15 protein-coding genes are annotated in these 15549 nt (G+C 58.0%); 7 read left to right on the plus strand and 8 right to left on the minus strand.

The genetic code is table 11. The features are described from left to right. Window positions 1–21: 21 nt before the first annotated feature. The 3 genes from argG to FCN80_RS04615 form a co-directional block, all read right to left on the minus strand. The gene (gene argG / locus FCN80_RS04605; protein ID WP_136988727.1) at window positions 22–1359 is read right to left on the minus strand and encodes an argininosuccinate synthase; all 1338 of its coding nucleotides are present in this window, start codon (window positions 1357–1359) and stop codon (window positions 22–24) included. A gap of 871 nt (window positions 1360–2230) precedes the next feature. After that, window positions 2231–4018, minus strand: coding sequence for a sensor histidine kinase (locus FCN80_RS04610; protein WP_136988728.1), 1788 nt, complete (start codon window positions 4016–4018; stop codon window positions 2231–2233). Then, window positions 4015–4662, minus strand: a complete 648-nt coding sequence (locus FCN80_RS04615) for a response regulator (RefSeq protein WP_136988729.1) — start codon at window positions 4660–4662, stop codon at window positions 4015–4017. Before FCN80_RS04615 ends, FCN80_RS04610 begins: the two co-directional genes overlap by 4 nt. 634 nt (window positions 4663–5296) lie before the next feature. Here FCN80_RS04615 and srlA point away from each other — a divergent pair. The 6 genes from srlA to srlR all read left to right on the plus strand — a co-directional run bounded on the left by srlA (window position 5297) and on the right by srlR (window position 9313). Continuing rightward, complete coding sequence (gene srlA, locus FCN80_RS04620) at window positions 5297–5845, plus strand: PTS glucitol/sorbitol transporter subunit IIC (RefSeq protein ID WP_136988730.1); 549 nt, start codon at window positions 5297–5299, stop codon at window positions 5843–5845. Between the two features lie 15 nt (window positions 5846–5860). Further along, complete coding sequence (gene srlE, locus FCN80_RS04625) at window positions 5861–6850, plus strand: PTS glucitol/sorbitol transporter subunit IIB (RefSeq protein WP_136988731.1); 990 nt, start codon at window positions 5861–5863, stop codon at window positions 6848–6850. A 23-nt stretch (window positions 6851–6873) separates the two neighbouring features. Then, the gene (srlB, locus tag FCN80_RS04630; protein WP_136988732.1) at window positions 6874–7236 is read left to right on the plus strand and encodes a PTS glucitol/sorbitol transporter subunit IIA; all 363 of its coding nucleotides are present in this window, start codon (window positions 6874–6876) and stop codon (window positions 7234–7236) included. 22 nt (window positions 7237–7258) lie between these two features. Further along, the gene (srlD, locus tag FCN80_RS04635) at window positions 7259–8038 is read left to right on the plus strand and encodes a sorbitol-6-phosphate dehydrogenase (RefSeq protein WP_136988733.1); all 780 of its coding nucleotides are present in this window, start codon (window positions 7259–7261) and stop codon (window positions 8036–8038) included. 35 nt (window positions 8039–8073) lie between these two features. Beyond that, complete coding sequence (gene gutM / locus FCN80_RS04640; RefSeq protein WP_136988734.1) at window positions 8074–8436, plus strand: transcriptional regulator GutM; 363 nt, start codon at window positions 8074–8076, stop codon at window positions 8434–8436. Window positions 8437–8533: 97 nt separating this feature from the next. Further along, entirely contained in the window at window positions 8534–9313 is a 780-nt protein-coding gene (gene srlR, locus FCN80_RS04645; protein ID WP_136988735.1) for a glucitol operon DNA-binding transcriptional repressor SrlR, read from the plus strand. 91 nt (window positions 9314–9404) lie between these two features. Here the strand turns inward: srlR and FCN80_RS04650 are convergent, their stop codons facing one another. From FCN80_RS04650 to FCN80_RS04670, 5 genes are all read right to left on the minus strand, one after another. Beyond that, on the minus strand, window positions 9405–10694 hold the full coding sequence (locus tag FCN80_RS04650) for an arsenic transporter (RefSeq protein ID WP_136988736.1): 1290 nt from the start codon (window positions 10692–10694) through the stop codon (window positions 9405–9407). Between the two features lie 180 nt (window positions 10695–10874). Continuing rightward, window positions 10875–11561, minus strand: coding sequence for an amino acid ABC transporter permease (locus FCN80_RS04655; protein WP_230492479.1), 687 nt, complete (start codon window positions 11559–11561; stop codon window positions 10875–10877). Next, entirely contained in the window at window positions 11548–12339 is a 792-nt protein-coding gene (locus tag FCN80_RS04660) for an amino acid ABC transporter permease (protein ID WP_136988737.1), read from the minus strand. Before FCN80_RS04660 ends, FCN80_RS04655 begins: the two co-directional genes overlap by 14 nt. Next, a complete protein-coding gene (locus tag FCN80_RS04665) occupies window positions 12339–13130 on the minus strand; it encodes an amino acid ABC transporter ATP-binding protein (RefSeq protein ID WP_136988738.1) in 792 nt (263 codons plus the stop codon). Before FCN80_RS04665 ends, FCN80_RS04660 begins: the two co-directional genes overlap by 1 nt. A gap of 12 nt (window positions 13131–13142) precedes the next feature. After that, on the minus strand, window positions 13143–13973 hold the full coding sequence (locus FCN80_RS04670) for an ABC transporter substrate-binding protein (RefSeq protein WP_136988739.1): 831 nt from the start codon (window positions 13971–13973) through the stop codon (window positions 13143–13145). Between the two features lie 369 nt (window positions 13974–14342). On the opposite strand from FCN80_RS04670, the gene FCN80_RS04675 reads away from it, so the two are divergent. Next, a complete protein-coding gene (locus tag FCN80_RS04675) occupies window positions 14343–15515 on the plus strand; it encodes an amidase (protein ID WP_136988740.1) in 1173 nt (390 codons plus the stop codon). The last annotated feature ends 34 nt before the right edge of the window (window positions 15516–15549 follow it).

The following is a 15549-nucleotide window of genomic DNA, read 5'->3' on the forward strand; positions in this document are numbered from 1 at the left end:
CGATTTTGCCGCGGCGCGGTTTTACTGGCCGGTTTTATCGTCCAGACGCGGCAGGCCGGTGCTGTCCGCCGCGGTCAGTAGCCCGGTGCCCATGTACTGGATAAGCTTTTCGCGGGTATCGGTGATATCCAGATTACGCATGGTCAACTGGCCGATGCGATCCTCCGGCGAAAATACCGAATCGCCTTTTTCCATGGTTAACCGTTGCGGCATGTAGGTCAGATTGTCCGATACGGTATTGAGCAGGGAATAATCATTGCCCCGCCGTAATTCCAGCGTGACTTCACCGGTGATGGCGCTGGCTATCCAGCGTTGCGCGGAATCGCGCAGCATCAGGGCCTGCGGGTCGAACCAGCGTCCCTGGTACAGCAGGCGTCCCAGTTGTCGCCCGTTGGCATGGTATTGGGCGATGGTATCTTCATTATGGATACCGGTCACCAGCCGTTCATAGGCGATATGCAGCAGCGCCATCCCGGGCGCTTCATAAATTCCGCGGCTTTTGGCTTCGATAATCCGGTTTTCGATTTGGTCGCTCATGCCCAGCCCGTGGCGGCCGCCGACCCGGTTGGCTTCCAGCATCAAATCCACCTGGCTGACGAAGGTCGCGCCGTTGATGGCCACTGGCAGGCCGCGCTCGAAACGGATGGACACTTCCTCGGCGGGCACGGGCACGGATTCGTCCCAGAATTTAACGCCCATGATCGGATTGACGATTTTCACACTGGAGTTGAGGAATTCCAGCTCTTTGGCCTCATGGGTGGCGCCCAGGATATTGGAATCGGTAGAGTAGGCTTTCTCCGCGGACATTTTATAGTCGAAGCCGGCCTCGCTGAGAAATTGCGACATTTCCTGGCGTCCGCCCAGTTCGTTGATGAAATCGGTATCCAGCCAGGGCTTATAGATTTTTAGCGCCGCGTTGGTCAGCAGGCCGTAGCGGTAAAACCGTTCGATATCATTTCCTTTATAGGTGCTGCCGTCACCCCAAATGTGGACGTCATCCTCTTTCATGGCGGCGACCAGCATGGTGCCGGTAACGGCCCGGCCGAGCGGCGTGGTATTAAAATAGATCGCTCCGGCAGTGGAATTGTGAAAGGCCCCGCATTGCAGCGCGGCGATACCTTCGGCCACCAATTGCTGACGGCAATCGATTAGCCGGGCCTTTTCCGCGCCGTAAGCCAGCGCGCGGCGCGGAATGGCGTCGTAGTCGTCTTCGTCCGGCTGGCCGAGATTGGCGGTATAGGCATAGGGCACCGCCCCTTTTTTACGCATCCAAAGCAAGGCGGCACTGGTGTCCAGACCGCCGGAAAAGGCAATACCCACGCGCTGATTTACCGGAAGGTGCCTGAGAATCGTTTCCATTAATGTGAGCCCTATAAGAAAAAAAATACAGCAAACTGTATGCAATCGCCCGGCTGCACGCCGCCGCTTGGCATCGATATATCTCGACATACTGCAAGCCGACGCTTCGTCGGCCGCGTTCGCCCACCCCCGGTCATAGGGTCGTCTATGCGCCTGGGGACGGTGAAAGACATGCCGTCTCTCACCATAGGCCCGCCGCCGGCGGTTCAGAACCGCGCCCGGCGAAGGTATCGCTGCCTTGCCGCCGCGATGCAACGTGAATCATTCAGAGTATCGACGCCGCGCCGATCGGACTTTGCCGTCATCCGGCCGCTCGGACCATCTTAAGGAAACTGGGGACGGAACGCCACCCTACCAACAAAAGCGGGAACGTTTTTCTTGCACGTCGCGACGCGCGGCGGCCGGAAACGGGGGAGGAGTGGATAAAAGCGCGGGATCCGCGGTAATGGGGCGTGATCGGGTCGCTTGGGGACGAGGCGGATGCCGGGTAAACCCACTACGGCGACATCCAGCGGCACGATTAGCGGAAAAGACGGGGCCGCTTTTTATTCCTATTTTCCGTATAACGATTAGGTAACCGTGTTTTGTTCTTGTTTTTATGATGCATCAACAATGAAAAGATCATCAACGTTATCAATAGCACTAAGCCTATGACGGGGAGTATGATTTGCATTTTATCACCTAACTTTATTATAAAGAGCGGTTACTGCTTTGCTGTGTGTAGTTTGATTTCTCATGTCGTTCATCTGTAAGGCGGATGAACAAAACTTCAATCCCGATTGCGCGGGCAAAAACATCAATGATGCGCAGCATACGAGAAACGCTGCATTAACACATACCCTGTTTAGGGTATTCTCGTCTCCCCCGCGCCTTACCCTTTTGCATGAAGCGGCAGCAGCAGACTGACGACGGTGCCCTGGTCGTCGCCGCGAATATCCAGACGGGCCCTCAAATCGTTCGCCCGGGTTTGCATGCCGCTCAGCCCGCGAGAGCCGGGATGGCGGACTGTGGGGATCAAGCCGCATCCGTCATCGGCGATTCGGATTGCGATAACGTCATCCTCCTGGCGCACCGATAGGGTGATCTGGCCGGGCTGGGCATGTTGCAGTGCGTTATTAACCGCTTCTTGGACGATGCGCAGCACCGATAGGGCGGATGCGGGCGTCAGATACGGCAGAGCCGGAATCGGCGAAACGTCCCACGCCAGTGCGATTCCCAGCGCATGCAGTTGCGGCTCCAGCCGAAATCGCAAGTTTCCCAGCAGCGGCAGCAAATCGTGTTCGGTGATATCCAGGGAATCGATGATCAAACGCAGATCCTGCAGCGATTCTTCGATATGGCGCGCCAGTTCTCGCCGATCGGTATCGTTGCGGCGGGCCAGCCGGAGCGCGGTGATAAGTTGAGCGCCCATGCCATCGTGCATATCCTGCAGAATGCGGGTCCGCTCGGCGACGATGGCGGCGCGCTGTTCCCGCAAATTCCCTTCCCGATCGGCGATAAAACGTTCAGCGAAGTGATAAATCATCACCAGGGAGAAGGGCAGCGCGCCGGCAAAGCTGAGACGGAAACTGTCCCAGGGCAACCAGTCCATGATGATAAAGTAGGATTGCGCTACGGTGATATTCCAGAGCAGCGCGGTCAGGCCGAGCAGAAAAATTTTCATTGAGCGGCTTTGCCAGCCCTGGTGGAGCAAAAGCGCAATGGGCACAAGGCGGATGGCCACATGAGGCCAGGTGATAAGCCAAATCCGATCCGTGGCGTCGCCCATGAGCATCAGCGCCAGCATGGCCAGCAAGGTTGCGGCCGTCACGCTGTGCAGCAGCGGCGGATACCAGCGCAGTTTGATACCGGCCATGCGATAACCCGCCAGACAAAGCGCCCAGTACATGGCGGTGCTGACGATAGCCCGCAGGGCCTGCTGATCGCCCAGGGAAATCCGCAGATCCATCAGATAAATTAGCAGGGTAAGCAACGACAGCACCAACGCAAACTGGATAGTGAAGAATCGTCGCTGTTGCCAGGCGTAGGCCAGCAGGAAACACAGCGCGCCGATGATCAGCACCAGCATAATATAGGAAACGATCACTTGCAGCAGATAGCGGTGAAACCAGATCCGGTGCAAGGTTATGGCCGGCCCCAGGTAGATCTGCGACAAGCCGCTGCGCATCGCGCTGTCCCCTTGCAGACGGATGGACAGCACATTATTGCCGACGTGAAACAGCCCGGCGGGCAACACGATGTAGATGGGTTCGTCGCTCATGGCCACCGGGTGACGGCCGCCGGTGCCGAAATGCACGTTGGGATTAAGCAGTGAATCGTTGAGCCAGATCTCGCCGACGACGGAAAGATGCGGCAAATACAGCGCCAGCGGTTGCTCCGGTAATTGCGTCAGGTTGAAGCGCAATCGATACCAGGCGATACAGCTCATATTGGGATTATTTTTTTTCCAATTGTCCGGCAGCGTTCGCGTGACGCCTCGCCGCGTTGGCGGCTTACGCGCATTGTCGAACAGCACATCGGCCCGGTTCAAAGTGGTGATTTCGTCCTGTCGCAAAATCGGCGCGGCGGCGGCCCGGGAAGGAAAAGCGCAAAACAGCGACAGTAATCCGGCGAACAGGTACGAGCCATATTTGCGCCGCCATGGGGCATCCGCCCTCATAGCAGGCCCTGGTTTCTGGCCTGGATGATGGCTTCCACACGGTTGTGTACCGCAAGTTTGCTATAGATGTTTTTGATGTGCGTCGCCACTGTGTGGGTCGAAAGATTGAGCATCCGGGCGGATTCCGCCACGGTGAAGCCTTGCGAGATGTGTTTGAGAATGTCGAGTTCCCGGACGGTCAGACTGTCCGGCCCGGCGGTCGAGGATTTTTCAGCGGGCTCGAAGCGCTTGAGCAAATGACGCGCGATCTGCGGCGACAATGGCGCTCCACCCGCATGCACCAACTCGACGGCCCGGGCGAAGTCCTCAATGGAGGTGTCCTTAAGCAGATAACCGCGCGCGCCGGCTTCAATAGCCCGGATAACGTGCGCTTCATCGCCAAAGACCGTAGCAACCAAAACGGCGGTCGGCGAAGAGGGTTTTTGCAGGAATCGAATCAGCTCGATGCCATTACCGTCGTTCAAACCCAAATCGATAATGGCGACGTCCGGCACGGTGCTGCGCAGCAATTCCCTGGCCTGCGCCAGAGAGGACGCACTGCCCGCCAGACTGAGATTGGGATGGGTGACCACCATGGACTCGAATTCCAAACGCATGGACTCATCGTCTTCCACCAGTAACACCTGAATGCTGGTTTTCTTCATGATTGCGCCATATCAGTGAAATGACATTATTTTCTTTATTTGTCAGATAAATAGACGCGAGACCTGCTCATGCCGAGCGCGCGCCATTCCCGGCCTTGTCAGCGTCTGTCGCCTCATGAAAGAAAAAACAATGTCGATGGATAAGGCATCGCCAATCACTGACGTTATCGATTGGTCTCCAGTTTTACATGTATTAACAGCGCTTGAAAAGATGTTGCAACGACCGGATGTCGCTATTGTGCGACATATTTGGATTAAGGCAGTTAATTTTCAGATTTTACTGCCTATTTTCAGTAGGTTGAATTTTGCGCGCCTTCGCCAGCGCGCTGAGTACCACCATTGCGCATCATGCAACGAAAACCTCGCTGTCCGTTGCAATCCCCAGGCGTTGGCGGCAAATCCCATAATCCCCGCCGAGGCGCCACCGTGATGGGGCCACACGGCGGATGACGGTATTGCTTAGCGTAAATTTTCATTTTGAAAAAAATTCCTTCATAAGTTTTCATAATAAAAGTTAATTCTTTCGAAATGTGATTTATATCTAATAAAAAAAAAGATAGGCCCGCTAATTTAAGTAGCGAAATGAATCGGTGCGTAACGCTTTTACGTTTACCAGTGAATCAAGGAGAAGAAAATGATTGATCTGATCGCTCATGGCGCCGAGTGGTTTATCGGCTTGTTTCAAAAAGGAGGGTCGGTATTTGTCGGGATGGTGACCGGCATTCTTCCATTGCTGATAAGTTTGCTGGTCATTATGAATGCCCTGATAGTCTTTGTCGGCCAACACCGTATTGAACGGCTGGCCCAGCGCTGCGCCGGTAATCCGGTGTCGCGCTATTTGTTTTTGCCGGTCATCGGCACTTTTGTGTTCTGCAATCCCATGACGCTTAGCCTGGGCCGGTTTATGCCTGAAAAATACAAGCCCAGTTATTATGCCGCCGCGTCCTACAGCTGCCATTCCATGAACGGCTTGTTTCCTCATATCAACCCCGGCGAGTTGTTCGTTTATCTGGGTATCGCCAACGGTCTGACATCGCTGCATCTGCCGCTCGGTCCGCTGGCGGTGAGCTATTTGCTGGTGGGCATGTTCAGCAATTTTTTCCGTGGCTGGCTGACTGACCTGACCACCTCCATCTTTGAACGCAAGATGCGCATCCAACTGGAACAGCACGTTAGTTTGTAACCACCGGAGAGAGCCATGAGCACGTTTATCCGTATTGAGAAAGGGGAAAGCGGCTGGGGCGGCCCGCTGCTGATTGAAGCCAAACCCGGTAAAAAAGTGGTGTATATCACTGCCGGCACCCGGCCGGCCATTGTGGACCGATTAAGCGATTTAACCGGCTGGCCGGCCGTCGACGGCTTCAAGGAAGGCGAACCGCCGGCCGAGGAAATCGGCGTGGCGGTCATCGACTGCGGCGGTACGCTACGTTGCGGTATCTACCCCAAACGCCGCATCCCGACGGTAAATATTCACTCCACCGGCCGTTCCGGTCCGCTGGCCCAGTTTATCCAGGAAGATATCTACGTATCCGGCGTCCGGGAAAAAAACATTCAGATTGCCAATGACGACCTGGCGCCGGCCAATGCTAAAGCGGCGGAGCGCGACGCGCCGGCGGGCGGGCGGGACTATGACGCCAGCAAGAAGATCAGCGAACAAAGCGACGGCTTGCTGGCCAAGATTGGCATCGGCATGGGCTCGGTGGTGGCGGTGTTTTTTCAGGCTGGCCGGGAGACCATCGACACTGTGCTGAAAACCATCCTGCCGTTCATGGCCTTCGTATCCGCTTTGATAGGCATCATCATCGCCTCCGGACTGGGGGATTTTATCGCTCACGGCCTGACGCCCCTGGCCAGTAGCCCGATAGGGCTCGTCACACTGGCTCTGATTTGCTCCTTCCCGCTGTTATCGCCGTTTCTCGGCCCAGGGGCGGTTATCGCCCAGGTTATCGGCGTGTTGGTCGGGGTACAAATCGCGCAGGGCCACATACCGCCTCATCTCGCTTTGCCGGCATTGTTCGCCATCAATGCCCAGGCCGCCTGCGATTTCATCCCGGTGGGGTTATCGCTGGCCGAAGCTAAACAGGATACGGTACGCGTCGGCGTGCCATCGGTGCTGGTAGGGCGCTTTTTGACCGGCGCGCCAACGGTATTACTGGCCTGGGTGGTATCAAGTTTTATCTATCATTGATGCCGGCGACGGCGGGAGCGGCCATGCATATTTTGTATCAGAGCACCTTCACGCGTATCGGCGAGTGCGCCAGGGACGCCTTGGCGGACAACATGCTGATTACCTTTCGCGAGGGCGCGCCGGAAGATATCGAATCGTTTTGTTTTATCCACCGCCCCGGCCAATTAACGGGGGAGCTTCGGGCGGGCGACACGCTTGCCCTTGCCGATGTCCGTTATCCCATTACGGCGGTGGGCGAGGTGGCGACGGAAAATTTGCGGGAACTGGGACACATCACTGTCCGTTTCGACGGCGCCAGCCGGGCGGAATTTCCAGGGACGGTGCATGTGGCCGGCAAAACGCCAGGGGATATACCGCTTGGTAGCGCGTTAATGATTCTGGCTTAATTGAGCATTGCGGGAGAAGGTTATGAAGCAGGTTGCGGTAGTCATTGGCGGTGGTCAAACATTGGGGGCATTTTTGTCCGACGGATTGGCGCAGGCCGGTTACCGGGTGGCAGTGGCCGATTTGGATGCGCGCCATGCGCAGCAGGTGGCGCTGGATATCAATACCCGGTTTGGCGCCGGGACCGCCGAGGGTTTCGGCGCCGACGCCACTGACGAACAGTGTGTTTGCCAATTGGCCCGGCGGGTGGATGACGCCTTTGGACAGGTGAATCTGCTGGTGTATAGCGCGGGGATCGCCAAGGCGGCGCCCATTACCCGATTTGCCCTGGACGATTTCGATTTATCGTTGCAGGTTAATCTGGTGGGGTATTTTCTTTGCGCGCGGGAGTTCGCCAAGCTTATGATCCGCGACGGCATTGCCGGGCGGGTTATCCAGATCAACTCCAAATCCGGTAAGGTGGGCAGCAAACACAATGCCGGTTACAGCGCCGCTAAATTCGGCGGCGTGGGCTTGACGCAATCTCTGGCGCTGGATCTGGCCGAGTATGGCATTACCGTGCATTCGCTGATGTTGGGCAATCTGCTGAAATCGCCGATGTTTCAGTCGCTGTTGCCGCAATATGCCAGCAAATTGGCCATTCGGCCCGATCAGGTTGAGCAATATTATATTGATAAAGTCCCGCTCAAGCGGGGGTGCGAATATCAGGATGTGCTTGATGTCTTGTTATTTTACGCCAGTGATAAGGCATCCTATTGCACTGGCCAATCCATCAATATTACCGGCGGCCAGGTGATGTTTTAACGGGGGTCTGCCGGTCGGCGTCGAAGGGGGAGGCGATGAGTTCGACAATGCTGTTGACGCTCTGTGCGGCGGCGGCCTGGCTGGCTCAAATCGCGCTTGGCGGCTGGCAAATCCGCCGGTTTAATCTTGCCTACGACCGGTTATGTCGCCAGGGCGCGGTCGGCGTCGGCCGCTCGTCCGGACGTTTCCGGGCGCGGGTGGTGCTGGCGCTGGCATCTGACGAGGAAGGACGGGTTTGCGACGGTTTCATTCTGCGCGGCCTGACGGTATTCGCGCGTCCCCGTCCGTTGCCCATGCTGATCGGATTGCATAAAAATCAGCTCCAGGCAGACGCGCTTTTCCCGAAAGATCGCGCATGTCAAACCGCACTTTTATTAGCGATTAAACCGAAAACATGATATTTTCAATTTAAAAGATACTTCCTTTCATTTGAAATTTCATTGCTAATGTCTTACATGGTGGGGAAGCACTTAATCATGTCGCAGGAAAATCGTTATGAAACCAAAACAGCGCCACGCGGCGATTCTGGAACATTTGCAGGCCCATGGTAAAACCTCGGTGGAAGCGCTTGCCAGCCGTTTCGCCACCACCGGCACCACAATACGTAAAGATCTGACCTTATTGGAAGAAGAGGGCTCGGTTATACGCACTTATGGCGGCGTGGTTTTGAGCAGGGAGGAAGGCGATCAGCCCATCGATCGCAAAACCCACATCAATACCGCTAAAAAGAAATTGATCGCCCGCCGGGCCGCCGAACTTATCAATGACGGCGACTCGTTGATTTTCGACGCCGGCAGTACCGTGTTGCAAATGGTGCCTTACCTGGCGCAATTCAATAATATCACCGTGATGACCAACAGTTTGACCATCGTTAACGAACTGGTGGAACTGGATAATGACCAAACCATCCTGATGCCGGGAGGCACTTATCGGAAAAACTCCGCGTCGTTTCACGGCAGTTTGGCCGAGGCGGCGTTTTCCCACTTCAGTTTCGACAAGTTGTTCATCGGCGCCGACGGCGTTGATTTGGGCGCCGGCGTGACCACCTTTAATGAAGTGCATGCCGTCAGTCAGGCGATGTGCCGGGCAGCGAAGCAGTTGGTGTTGCTGGTGGATTCCTCGAAGTTCGGCCGCAAAAGCCCGAATGTGGTCTGCGCCCTGGACGCGGTGGATACCCTGATAACCGATAGCGGCATCAATCCGGCCTATCTCGCCGCCTTGCGGGAGAAGGGCATCAATGTGTTGCTGGTGGGAGACGACGATCCGCAGTCCTAGCCTGTCGCCGGCTCAAACGAAACCGGCGCCCGTACGGCGGTAAAACCGGCGGCCGTCGGGTTGTCGCCGCCGCCGGGGGGACTGGCGGTCGCTAGGCATTAAACGACAGGACCGCGGCCAGCGCGACGAGGGTCGCCAGCAGCACCGGCAAGGTAAGGGCCAATCCCACGCGAAAGTAATATCCCCAGGTAATGGTCAGATTCTTGCCGGCCAGCACATGCAGCCATAACAGCGTCGCCAGGCTGCCGATAGGGGTGATTTTCGGGCCAAGATCGCAGCCGACCACATTGGCGTAAATCATCCCCTGGCGAATTGTTTCCGACGCCGCGCTGCCTTTGATGGACAGCGCGCCCACCAGCACGGAGGGCAGGTTGTTCATCACCGAGGACAAAAACGCGGTCAGAAAACCGGTGCCAAGCGTGGCGGCCCACAGCCCCCGATCGGCCAATTGATTGAGCAGGCCGGACAGGTAGGCCGTCAGCCCTTGATTGCGCAGGCCGTAAACCACCAGATACATCCCCAGGGAAAACACCACGATATGCCAGGGCGCATGGCGTAATACCCGGCGGCAATCAATCACGCCGCCTTTGCGGGCGGCCAGAAAAAGCACTAGCGCGCCGAGAGAGGAAATCAGACTGATGGGCACGCCCAGCGGTTCCAGGCCGAAGAAGCCGGCCAATAGCAACAGCAATACCCACCATCCGGTTTTGAAGGTCCGAATATCGCGGATGGCCTTTCTCGGCGCCGGCAGCGAGTCCGGCGGGTAGGTGGCGGGTATATCGCGGCGATAGAACAGGTGCAGGACGGCAAGGGTGGCGATGACCGAAACAACGTTTACCGGCACCATCACCATCGCGTAGCGGGTAAAGCCCAGTTTGAAAAAATCGGCCGTGACGATATTGACCAGATTGGACACCACCAGCGGCAAGCTGGCGGTATCGGCAATGAAACCGGCCGCCATGACGAAGGCCAGCGTGGTTTTCCGGTCGAAGCCCAACTCCCGCAGGATGGCCATCACGATAGGCGTTAGGATAAGCGCCGCGCCATCGTTGGCGAACAGCGCCGCCACCGCCGCGCCGAACAACACCACATAACTGAAGAGCCGTCGACCCCGGCCCTGTCCCCAGCGCGCCACATGCAGGGCGGTCCAGTTGAAGAATCCGGACTGATCGAGCAACAGGCTAATGACGATTAGGGCGATGAAAGTGATGGTGGCGTTCCAGACAATCTGCCAGACCACGGGAATATCGCCCCAATGCACCACCCCGGCCAACAGTGCCAACGCCGCGCCCAACACGGCGCTCCAACCGATGCTCAGCCCCCGGGGCTGCCAGATAACCAATACAATGGTCAGGATAAAAATCGCCAGTGCTAAACCCATACGTCCCTCATGACATCCTGGCCGCCGGCGCACCCCTGTGTCGCGGCAATAACCAGCGCCGGGAGTTGCGATGCCCGGGCCAGTGAAGAATACCGGTCGCTATGTTGAAAAGCGTAGCAAATCGTTGCAGTTTTTTCGCCGTAAAGCAAATGCGGCGAAGCGGAATCGGCCGCCAGCGGGTCAGACGGGACGCACGGCGCCGAAACGGGCGGCCAGCGTGGTCAAGGCAAGGCAAAGCAGGTAGTAAATCACGCCGACGAACACGAAAATCTCAACCGGATAGATTTGCTCGCGGTTATTGACCTGACCGGCGACCGTGGTCAGTTCCGGCACATTGACGATAAAGGCCAACGACGTGTCCTTGAGCAACGCGACCATCAGGCCAAGATAAGACGGCAGCAGGCGGGGCATCGCCTGGGGCAGCAGAATATGCCGCAGGATTTGCCACTCGCCGAACCCCGAGGAGATACCCGCTTCCGTCTGACCGGCGGCCATCGCGTTCAGGCCGGCAAGGGTGGTATGCATGACCGCCGCCGACGTAAACCAGGCCAGAGCCAATATGACCGTCAGGGTTCCGGGAATGGACCCGCCGAAGACCGTCGGTAAAAGAAAGAACATCCAGAAAATCACAAAGATTAAGGGGATGCCGCGGACGAATTCCGCCCAGAGCAACAAAAACCGCCGGGGCCTTCCCGGATAACGCCATGCCAGGCAAGCCAGGGCGACGCCCGCCAGCCAGGCCAACGCGCCGGCGCTTATCGCCATGATGACGGTGAGTAAAACCCCTCCCGGCTGACCCTCGGCCAGCCGGCCCCAAAGCAGATAGGTCAGGTTGTTTTGTATGACATCCAGATTAAACGCCATCATCCTCATCCTCGGCCGGCGATTCCAGGGTATGGACGGCCGCCGGCCGCCGCCGGTCACGCCGTCTCGGACCGAGCAACGGCATCAGTATGCCCATCGCCATGCCCAACAGTAGATACAACAGTGTGCCCACCGCGAAGGCCTCCAGCGCGTGGGCGTTATAACTCTCTATCCGGCTGATCTGGTAGGTGAGTTCGGCAAAACCAATGCCGCTGGCCAGCGAAGACAGCTTCATCACATTCAGATATTGCCCCACCAGCGGTTGCCAAGCGTTGGCCAAGCCTTGCGGCAGCAAAATGCAGCGCAGAATTCGCCATCGGTCGAACCCCTGCGCGACGGCCGCCTCGGTTTGACCGGCCGGCACGGCGTTCAAGCCGGCCTGGACTTCCTCAACCATAAATGCTGCGCTGAACAAGGCCAGGCCCCAGGCGGCGCAAAGAAATTCCGGCGTTAGCCAGGCGACGTCGGGCGGCAGCGTCGCCCAGGGATGCGGCATGCCGATGTACCCGCGCCAGGTAGGGGGTAAAAGGCCCCAAGCGGCGAAATACCAGAACAGCAGTTGGACCAGCAGCGGCGTATTGCGGAAAATCGAAACGTAGAGTGCCGCCGCGCCCCGGGCTAGCCGGCCCGGCGCCAGACGCAGCGCCAGCATCGCCAGGGTAATCAGCGTAGCGAGCAGGCTGCTCGCCAGGGTGACATACAAGGTGGTCAGGAAACCTGTCATCAGCCAGGCCAACGGTTGGCCGCTGAGCACGCCTGCCCAATCCAGTTGCCAGTGCATCAGCACGCCTCCTTACGGGCATGCAGCGGATTAAGCACTTTTTCCAGAAAGCGCCGCGCGCGGGGATGGGTCGGCGCCGTAAAAAACTGTTCCGGATCCGCCTGCTCAAGGATTTCCCCCTGATCCATAAACACCACCCGATCGGCAATTTCTCGGGCGAAGCTCATTTCGTGCGTCACCACCAGCATGGTGATGCCGCTACGCGCCAGTTCCTGCATGACCTGCAACACTTCGCCAATCATCTCCGGGTCCAGCGCCGAGGTGGGTTCGTCGAACAAAATCAAGGCGGGATCGGTCGCCAGCGCGCGGGCGATGGCGACCCGCTGCTGCTGCCCCCCGGACAACTGGGCGGGGAAATGGCCGGCTTTATCGTACAGACCCACCCGGTCGAGCAGCAGAGCGGCTTTGTCGCGCGCCTTGTCGCGGGGCCAGCCATGGACATTGATCAGGGCCAGACTGATATTTTCCAGCGCATTGAGATGGGCATAGAGATTGAATTGCTGGAAGACAAAACCGATGCGGGTTCGCAATCGGCGCAATTCGCGGCCCTGCAGGCCGGAAGTGGGCCGGCCGTCTATGAGGATTTCTCCGCCGCACAGCGGTTCCAATCGGTTGACCAGGCGTATCAGCGTGGATTTGCCCGATCCCGAAGGGCCGCAGATCGCCACGACTTCGCCATTGGCGATCCGCAGATTCACCTGGCGGATGACATGATGACCGCCAAAAAATTTGTCGACCTGGCGAAATTCCACGGCCGCCAAAGGCGCGTCGGTTGACATTGTCGCTTGCATTGAACGACCTGCTTATTGCGCGGCGATTTTAAACGGACGCGGTTGCCCGGATGGGTTCCGCGGACCGAACCAGGTATTGTAAATCGCTTCCGCCTGACCGTTGCGTTCCAGTTGAAGTAACTCACTGTTTACCGCATCCAGCAAGGCGGTTTCGCCCTTTTTGACGCCGACGCCAATCTTCTCCCGGCTTAGCAGGCCGGGTAGGATCTTATAACGCGCCTTGTCCGGCGCGCCCTCCAACAGGCCCCTCAGAATGGTGCTGTCCTGGGTAATCGCCTGAACGTTGCCGTTACGCAAAGCGGATAGGGCGAGCGGAATGTCGTCGTAGGAGAGTACGCGCGCATTGGGGAAGCGCCGGTGCAGTTCCTGTTCGCCGGTGGTGCCTTTCACCGCGCCGATACGGGCGCGGGCATAATCTGTCAATATGTCTGAGCCGCCGGCGGGAACCAGGAATTGCTGGCCGGTGACAAAATAGGGTAGGGAAAAATCAATGACGTTGGCGCGTTCGGGGGTAATGGTCATGTCCGCGACGATAATATCAGCTTTGCCGGACTGAAGCAGCGGAATACGATTCGCGGGGTTAGTGGCTATCAATTGCAATTTAACGCCGAGGGACTTGGCCAGCGCGGTGGCGAAATCCACATCATAACCCATGATATCGTGTGTGTTAGGATCGATGGAACCGAACGGCGGATTGGAATCGAAGGTCGCGACCTTGATGATGCCGGCTTTTTTAATACTGTTTAATTGATCGGCGTGGGTGGTGAAAGAAAACAGGTTGACAAAGACCAGCGCAGAGAACACCGGCCAAAGTGATTGGCGGCTAAACAATGACAATGCCATAAGTATTTCCTTGAGGTTATATTTAGATTTTATCGCGAGGCAGCAGGTTATTCTGCCTGGCTGTAATTTTAAGGAATATTGCATAGCTTAAGCCAATAAACCACGTATAAAAAAGCATATCTTTATCACCTCTTAGCATAAGAAAACTCGATGGCACGGCGTCCGCCGGCGCATATTCGATAATCCCTGGCCTGGCGGCCCGCCGGGGAAAAATATCCGTGAAAATTCAGGTGGAAAAGGGTTTTGCAAAAAAAGCTGATATCATGGCAAGCGTCATCGCCCTGATGGGATAGGCGCTTATGGCCGATGCCCGTTGGATGCCGTGGGCCGCGGCACGACTACCAGGCTTTCATAACGACAGGAGCGGCAATGCAAGACAACGCTTTCGCTTTTATGCCCTATCCCCGGGTTGACGTCCGTCATGCGGCTGATGGGCCGCTTGGGGGGCAAACTTTTGCGGTCAAGGATTTGTTTGATGTGGCCGGTTATCCCACCGGCGGCGGCAGCCCCCATTTGCTGGCCATGTCGGGCATCAAGTCGCGCACCGCGCCGGCGGTGGAGCGGTTGCTGGAGGCCGGCGCGCGGTGCGTCGGCAAGACCCATACCAACGAGTTGGCGTTCTCGGTGACCGGCAAAAATATTCACTACGGCACGCCGCTGAACGGCGCCGCCCCGCACCGGATACCCGGCGGTTCTTCCTCCGGATCCGCCTCGGCGGTGTCCAACGGCTTATGCGATTTCGCTCTGGGCACCGATACCGGCGGTTCGGTGCGTGTTCCGGCCAGCTATTGCGGCCTGTTCGGCTTGCGCCCCACTCATGGGCGCATTTCCCTTGCAGAATGTCTGCCCCTAAGTCCCAGCCTGGATACCGTCGGCTATTTTACCCGCGACGCCGAATTGTTCGCGCGAGTGGGCGAATGCCTGCTGGGGGAGGACCCGGCGCCGCTGCCGCCGGCGCCGGCGCTTTTGCTCGGGGGGGCGTTGTTCGCCGCGTTGTCGCCGCTGGCCAGACAGGCATTGGCGCCGGCGCTGATGCACATCGCCGCCCGCGCCGGCGAGCCTGAGCCGTTGGCCGCGAGCATGCCCGATCAGGATCAGGTGTATTGGGCATTCCGTCATATCCAGGGTTTCGAGGCCTGGCGGGCGCACGGCGAGGCCATCAGCCGGCGCGGATTTGCGCTGGGCCCCGACGTGGCGGCGCGTTTCGCCTGGGCGGCCACCGTGACCGAGGATCAATACCGGCATGCGATGGCGGCGCGGGACGTGCTACGCGCCGCCTGGGATAAACTGCTGGGCAATCGCGTGCTGATATTGCCCACCGTGCCGGATATTGCGCCGCTGGTGACCGCCGGAGAGGAAGACATCGAGCTGACGCGCCGTTTATCCCAGCAATTGCTGGCGATTGCGGCGTTGAACGGCATGCCGCAGGCAACGTTGCCGTTGGCGCGAAAAGACGGCGCGCCGCTGGGGATTTCGTTGCTCGGTCCCCGCGGCAGCGATCTTGGCCTGGTGCGACTGGTGGCGCGTATCGGCGCGGCGTGACCGCGGCCGCGCTTGGCCGCCGTTGTGCCAGGGC

It is taken from the genome of Martelella alba, from assembly GCF_005217455.1.
Taxonomy (GTDB): Bacteria; Pseudomonadota; Gammaproteobacteria; order Enterobacterales; family Enterobacteriaceae; genus Acerihabitans.

Excerpts from the sequence above, each read along its gene's own strand:
- argG (WP_136988727.1), bottom strand. The coding sequence starts at position 1,359 with ATGGAAACGATTCTCAGGCACCTTCCGGTAAATCAGCGCGTGGGTATT.
- FCN80_RS04610 (WP_136988728.1), bottom strand. The coding sequence starts at position 4,018 with ATGAGGGCGGATGCCCCATGGCGGCGCAAATATGGCTCGTACCTGTTC.
- FCN80_RS04615 (WP_136988729.1), bottom strand. The coding sequence starts at position 4,662 with ATGAAGAAAACCAGCATTCAGGTGTTACTGGTGGAAGACGATGAGTCC.
- srlA (WP_136988730.1), top strand. The coding sequence starts at position 5,297 with ATGATTGATCTGATCGCTCATGGCGCCGAGTGGTTTATCGGCTTGTTT.
- srlE (WP_136988731.1), top strand. The coding sequence starts at position 5,861 with ATGAGCACGTTTATCCGTATTGAGAAAGGGGAAAGCGGCTGGGGCGGC.
- srlB (WP_136988732.1), top strand. The coding sequence starts at position 6,874 with ATGCATATTTTGTATCAGAGCACCTTCACGCGTATCGGCGAGTGCGCC.
- srlD (WP_136988733.1), top strand. The coding sequence starts at position 7,259 with ATGAAGCAGGTTGCGGTAGTCATTGGCGGTGGTCAAACATTGGGGGCA.
- gutM (WP_136988734.1), top strand. The coding sequence starts at position 8,074 with ATGAGTTCGACAATGCTGTTGACGCTCTGTGCGGCGGCGGCCTGGCTG.
- srlR (WP_136988735.1), top strand. The coding sequence starts at position 8,534 with ATGAAACCAAAACAGCGCCACGCGGCGATTCTGGAACATTTGCAGGCC.
- FCN80_RS04650 (WP_136988736.1), bottom strand. The coding sequence starts at position 10,694 with ATGGGTTTAGCACTGGCGATTTTTATCCTGACCATTGTATTGGTTATC.
- FCN80_RS04655 (WP_230492479.1), bottom strand. The coding sequence starts at position 11,561 with ATGATGGCGTTTAATCTGGATGTCATACAAAACAACCTGACCTATCTG.
- FCN80_RS04660 (WP_136988737.1), bottom strand. The coding sequence starts at position 12,339 with ATGCACTGGCAACTGGATTGGGCAGGCGTGCTCAGCGGCCAACCGTTG.
- FCN80_RS04665 (WP_136988738.1), bottom strand. The coding sequence starts at position 13,130 with ATGCAAGCGACAATGTCAACCGACGCGCCTTTGGCGGCCGTGGAATTT.
- FCN80_RS04670 (WP_136988739.1), bottom strand. The coding sequence starts at position 13,973 with ATGGCATTGTCATTGTTTAGCCGCCAATCACTTTGGCCGGTGTTCTCT.
- FCN80_RS04675 (WP_136988740.1), top strand. The coding sequence starts at position 14,343 with ATGCAAGACAACGCTTTCGCTTTTATGCCCTATCCCCGGGTTGACGTC.